Genomic DNA, 5,825 nt, shown 5'->3' with positions numbered 1-5,825 from the left:
ACCGCTCGACGTTCCCGGCTTCATCATTGAGAAACAGCGCCAATCGGCAGATCGGGCGCGAGAAGCACGAGGGCATGTCGGTGTGCGCCTGCACCGGCTGATAAGGAAAGCCGCACGCGACGATGGCGGCCTCGTTGATGCAGGTGCCGCCGTCCGGACCCGGGAAGAGATGCGAGCCGCGCTTCAGCGTCCAGTTCAGAAGCTGGTGGAAGTTCGTCATGGTGGCCGACCTTGTAGCCATCGCGGGGACGGCCTTGCCGCTCGGTCGTCCTTTCTGCCGCCCGCAGGAGCGTACGCAGACTAGGGACAGGCGCTGAACGGGACGCAGTGGTCGGCTGTCGCGCCGTCAGCGTATCCGGCGACGGGAGTGACTGCAGCGTGCGAGGCTGGTGGGCTGGTCAGAATCACAGACCAGAACGCGACCGCCGCGAGCGCAAACGCGGCTGCGGCCATGGCAAGCTTGGACATGGCTTACCTCCGAATTATCAGGAACGTAGGCTTGGGGCGGGGCAACAGTTCACAGGAGGCGTGCGCTAGAAGGCGTCGTCGTGGTGGCCGCCCTCTGGGTTCGCCTTGACGGTCAGTTCCTGGATGTTGATGCGGGGCTGGACGGACGCCGTGGATTGCGGCGGGACGGTCAGCATGGTGGCCCATAACGCCCCGGTGGCTAGCACGACGGCTGCCGCGAACGAGCTCGTCGCGCGCATGTGCCGCTCCTCTTCGTGAAGAGCAGCCACTCTATACTTATTCTCTAGAAATACTATTCTTATTTTCAAGATTGTCGATTTTAGGTTGTTTACAAAAGATTATGATGGGCATTTTATCAGCGATGTGTTGTGCCCTAAATTTTAGCGCAGATTTCGCCTCTGCTATGCAACTACTCACGGAGAAGGCCAATTTAGGTTTGCAGGCCTAGGCAGCTTTGCCCAAAGGTGGATTTTATATTTTCAGAATTCAAGGTTCGGCGCTTTCTGTACGCTGAAGACCATGGACAGGCTCGGCTCGCAGGCGCACGCTGAGGCATACTCGCGGCCCCTTTCCCTCACAATGTCCGCGAGTATAGAACCGCCCGCACGCGCCCCGTGGGGGCGGTTTTCTCTGTACCTTTATAGGTGCGGTCCGCAAGGCAGTGCCGAGCACATCTAGATACTATCCAGAATGGCATTTTCCGTTTCCACAAACGCGCTTACGCGAGGCGGCTGACTCCATAATGCCCAGCCGGCGAAGGTCCGCTCCTGAGGGCAATGCGGTCCCATGATGCCGCTTGGCTGAATGCCAGCTACCCACCACGACTGTGTGAGAACGCGTTTTGGTGTGTCGGTGCGGAGCGGTGACGGCGCGCGAGGTGCGGCGTGCTCTCACGCCCGCAGGGCGGTGAGGAGCAGTCCGGTTCCGAGGACCGCCAGCACTCTCTTCAGATTGTAGGCCAGGACTTGCAGGCTCATCTCGGTCGCCACGTTTCTCAACTGCCGCGTCCGGAAGTGGGTCGCCCCCACCCCGCTCTTGAGCGTCCCGAACACGTGTTCGACCGTCTGCCGCCGCGTGAGGATCGCGTGAGGATCCGCGTCGAGCCGGCGCTGCACGGCCTCCAGGACCGCCTCGTGCTCCCACCGCGTCACCCGCCGCTCCTTGGCTGGCGTGCAGCGCGCTTTGAGCGCGCAGCCGTGGCAGGCTGTCGTCCAGTAGCGGCGTAGGGTCAGCCCCTCCTCCACGTTCGTGTAGCGGTAGGAGAGCTGCTCGCCGGCCGGACACCGGTAGGTATCCGCCTCCGCCTCGTAGACGAAGTCCTGCTTGCCGAAGCGCCCCTCCGCCTTAGCACCCGAGGTCAGCGGCTTGGGCAGTGTCACCGCGATGCCGGCCTGATCGCAGGCCAGGATCTGCTCGCCCGAGAAGTAGCCGCGGTCAGCCAGCACGCTGAGCGCTTCATGCCCGGTGGCGACCTGGCCCTGGCGGCTCATGTGAGCCAACTGGGTGCGGTCGTGCCCGACGTTGGTGACATCGTGAGCGACGATCAGATGATGCTCGGTGTCGACGACCGCCTACACGTTGTAGCCGACCATCCCCGTGCCCTTGCCGCGCGTGGCCGTCGCCCGCGCGTCCGGATCGGTCAGCGAGATCTGTCGGTCGGGGGCGGCTTCGACGAGCGTCTTCATCGCCTGCAGTTCGCGCATCCGCGTCCGCAGGGCGTCCAGACGTTCCGCGATGCGCACCTTGCGCACGTGGGCGACCTCGTCCTCCTGGCGATCGGCGGTGTCCAGGGCGGCGAAATAGCGCGCGATGCTGGCCTCGACCTGCGCGATGCGGCGCCGGACCGCCGCCGGGGTGAAGTTGCGATCGCGTGTGTTCACCGCTTTGAAGCGGCTGCCATCGAGAGCCACGACACCACCGGCCAGGAGGCCGAGTTGTCGGCACAGCACCACGAACTGGCAGCAGTCGGCCTGGATCGCAGGACCGTTATCCCCCTGGAAGTCGGCGATGGTCCTGAAGTCGGGGGCGAGGCGGCCGATCAGCCACATCGGCTCAACGTTGCGGCCGGCCTCACGCTCCAGGCGGCGGCTGGAGGTGATGTGGTTGAGGTAGCCGTAGAGGTCGAGCTTCAGCAGCGTCGCGGGATGATAGCCGGGCCGCCCGGTTGGGCGGGCATCATGCCCGCAAAGCTCAGGGCCGTGAGATCGAGTTCGTCCACGAACAGGTCGACGACGCGCAGCGGATTGTCTTCGGACACGTAGACGTCCAACCGGTTCGGCAACAGCGTAACTTGGTGGCAATCCGCACCACAGATAAACCGCGCCATACACGCCTCCGCTGCCTTGCAGAGACTATCAGAATCGCTACGTTTTCACACAGCCTCCACCCGCAGCGGATCGTCCATATGGGTACCAAGTTTCAGGTTTTGACCGCTAGCAGCCACCAACATGCGATCTGCGTTCTGACACCGTATTGTATTGTTAAATGGTGACGAAAGGCGGAACGAGGCGATTGCCTCTGGGTTCAAGCCGGCAAAGGTTGCTTGAGGCGATGTCTAATGCGGTTCCTGCCGACGCGCATACATGGCGCCGTGGACTATCTCTGGGGGCTAGCTCTGATCGCAACGCCTTGGCTGTTCGGGTTCGCAACCGGCAGTGCGGCTCAGTGGATAGCCGTAATCTTCGGGGCCGGAGCGATACTCTACAGCCTCATCACTGACTATGAGCTGGGCGTCGTTCGCCTCGTACCCGTACCAGTTCATCTCGCCCTTGATGCCGGCGCCGGCCTCCTGCTGACCATCTCACCCTGGATCTTCGGCTTCGCCGATGAGACGAGCAGGATCCACATGTCATTCGGGCTCTTCTCCGTCGTGGCGAGCCTCGTCACGCAGACCAAACCTGCGCCACGTCAACTCTGAAAGACACAGAGATTTCGCATCCAGACCGCTAGGCAGCCAGATGCATCCTCCATGGGCCGTGAGAGTTGGTACTGCCCACGAAGGCCGACTTTGCAGCCGGGCTCAGCTTCAGCAGAAGTACCGCACGAGGCATGCTGAGCTTCACGATTGGCGGCCAGCTGATTGAGGTCGAGTGGTTCGCTGCGTCGAGCGGCTCTGCAGCAGGAGGCACAGGTCTGAACGGGCCGGCCATTCTGCTTCTGGATGGCGCGGACGGTTTGACCTTCGCCGATGGCTACAGACTGGCCGCACGCACGATCGCAGCTTCGGGTTACCACGTCGCCTTCTTGCTCTACCTCGACCGCACGGGTGACCGGCGTGTCGCTTACTCGCGGCTGCGCCAAGACTATCCGCTCTGGGCTGCCACCGTGCGGGATGCCGTAAGCTGGCTAGCTTCGCAGCCCAGCGTCGACTCAAACCGGCTTGGCATCGTGGGAGTCTCGCTTGGGGCGGCATTAGCGTTCGAGACGGCTGCGTCTGATCTCCGGATCAAAGCGATCGTGGACTACTCCGGCCCGCTGCCAGAGGGCTACGCCATGCGTCAGCCGCGCCTGCCCCGGACCCTGATCCTGCACGGCGCCTCGGATCCGGTCGTCCCGGTCTCGCAGGCACAAGCGATTGAGCGCCTGCTGAAGGAGCTGGGCACTGACTACGAGGTCAAGATCTACTCAGGACAGGGGCACGGCTTTACGGGAGCAGCTCAGTTCGACTCGGCCGCCCGGATCGCCAGCTTCTTGGATCAACACCTCGGACCCGATCAGGCCTGAGATCGCCTCATCCGGACAGCTGTTACCTCATACGCACGGCAGAGGTCTGTTCTCGCGCCACCTGCGCTCTGCGGCAGCTTACCCAGGAGAACACCTTACAGCAAAATCAACGGCCTGCCACAGCTTCCCAAGCTGAATGTCGTCGGTTCGATCCCGATCGCCCGCTCCACTTAAGTCTCTGATCCTGCTGAAGTTCTCGTGACGTGAACGGCCGAGGTGTTCCCCATGTTCCCCATGGTGTTCCTCGCCGTTCCCCATCGCTGGTCGGGATCCACCCCTCGGATCACGGTCGCACGACCGGGCTGCGACACGCCTTCTTTGACCCACCGCCATCGGGCACCGGCTCAATCTCTACGGTTCAAGGATCGCCATCAATGATGGCCCTGCTCCGGTCCTGACGCGAGGTCGCACGACCTAAATCGAACGTTCCGATCGGCCAGATCGAGTGCCGCGGGGTGTTAGGCTGGCTCCCTAAGCGTCCTTTGTTGGCGGCGCCATGCCTCAGGCTGAGGGCAGTGAATTCGAGGCAGCAGGCTTTCGCGCAGTCCTCGACGTTTTCACAGGTGGCAACCAGCCCGAAGGCAGCAGCTTGCCGATGGAGGTGAGAGCCTATTGGCGGTGACCGACGGAACCGATGCTGCGCCCGAAGGTTTCTCGGTGTTCAATCCCAAACGTCGTGAAAGAGCGCAGATGGGCTCCCCTGCTACGAATCTCATTGCGGCGGGGGCTGCGTTCGCTGGTGGTGTCTTAGCGACTGTCGCCTTCGTCTCCCTGAATACCGGCGATGCTCCCAGCTCACCACCAGCACAAACAGCGTCGAGAGTTGCCTCGTCTCCGCCTGCCGATCAGCCCTGGGCCGATCCGGTGACGACACAAAGCGCATCTTCTTCGAGCCGTCAGGAACCGCGTTCGCCGCTCACCTTCGACGTGGACGGACCGCAGCAACAGCGACCGGCTGAACATTCCACAAAGGCTGAAGCCGCGACATCAAACGAGGATCAGGCACGCCCGGATCGTATCAACGCAGTAAAGGGGGACATAGCTCGGCAGGCGGCCAGATCTGACCGAAACGTGGCAGTCGCGACTCGGTCCGAGCCGGCGAAGAAGGATGGAGCGCGGGCTGACCAGCCTCAGGCTGAGATGCTGAAGGCTGATCGGAAGCGGGCAGAGCGGGCGGTGCTGGGGCAGGCAAGAAGGACAGACTTCTCTGGTGTGGCCGAAAGATCGCGGGCTAACGCGGCTCGAGACACGGTCGCCCGATCGCAGGTGCCGGACACGGTTGAGCGCCGTTCCAGCCACGCGGGGCCGAACCTGCATGGTGTTCGGTCAACCGAAAGCCGACGCGAGAGCATGGCAGCTTCCAAGCACGCACGTCGCATCGTAACCCCGCCGGTTCCTGCTTTTGCAGATGCTCAGCTTGATGACGAGGCACGCGGATCGAGCACTGGTTTGCGTCGCCGAGTTCCGGAGCGAGTAGCGCGAGAGCCGAGCCGGCGGATCACATCGGCAGATGCTGGTGGGGTGATGCGATGGCTCATGGAGCCGTGAGGAGGCGAGAGATTGAGACAGCTTGGATGAGCTTGAGGCAGGTCCGTGCTCGCCTGGTGGCCTGCGTGTGTAAGTGAGGAGCGCGT

The 5,825-nt window shown here is 62.8% G+C and carries 3 protein-coding genes and 2 pseudogenes; 2 read left to right on the top strand and 3 right to left on the bottom strand.

The window, feature by feature from the left end; genetic code table 11:
* From MOX02_RS29030 to MOX02_RS29025, 3 genes and pseudogenes are all read right to left on the bottom strand, one after another.
* Nucleotides 1-220, bottom strand: a pseudogene (locus MOX02_RS29030) (hypothetical protein); the annotation flags it as partial.
* 313 nt (nt 221-533) lie between these two features.
* Nucleotides 534-707, bottom strand: a complete 174-nt coding sequence (locus tag MOX02_RS31660) for a hypothetical protein (RefSeq protein WP_170268042.1) — start codon at nt 705-707, stop codon at nt 534-536.
* Between the two features lie 651 nt (nt 708-1,358).
* Nucleotides 1,359-2,794 (bottom strand): annotated as a pseudogene (locus MOX02_RS29025) (IS1182 family transposase).
* 231 nt (nt 2,795-3,025) lie between these two features.
* Between MOX02_RS29025 and MOX02_RS29020 the strand changes: the two are divergent.
* Both MOX02_RS29020 and MOX02_RS29015 read left to right on the top strand, forming a co-directional pair.
* The gene (locus tag MOX02_RS29020; RefSeq protein ID WP_147029254.1) at nt 3,026-3,385 is read left to right on the top strand and encodes an SPW repeat domain-containing protein; all 360 of its coding nucleotides are present in this window, start codon (nt 3,026-3,028) and stop codon (nt 3,383-3,385) included.
* Between the two features lie 131 nt (nt 3,386-3,516).
* Entirely contained in the window at nt 3,517-4,191 is a 675-nt protein-coding gene (locus tag MOX02_RS29015; protein WP_147029253.1) for a dienelactone hydrolase family protein, read from the top strand.
* The last annotated feature ends 1,634 nt before the right edge of the window (nt 4,192-5,825 follow it).

It is taken from the genome of Methylobacterium oxalidis (assembly GCF_007992195.1).
Classification (GTDB): domain Bacteria; phylum Pseudomonadota; class Alphaproteobacteria; order Rhizobiales; family Beijerinckiaceae; genus Methylobacterium; species Methylobacterium oxalidis.
Note: the sequence above shows the minus strand (reverse complement) of the source record. Positions and strands in the feature narration are given on the sequence as shown.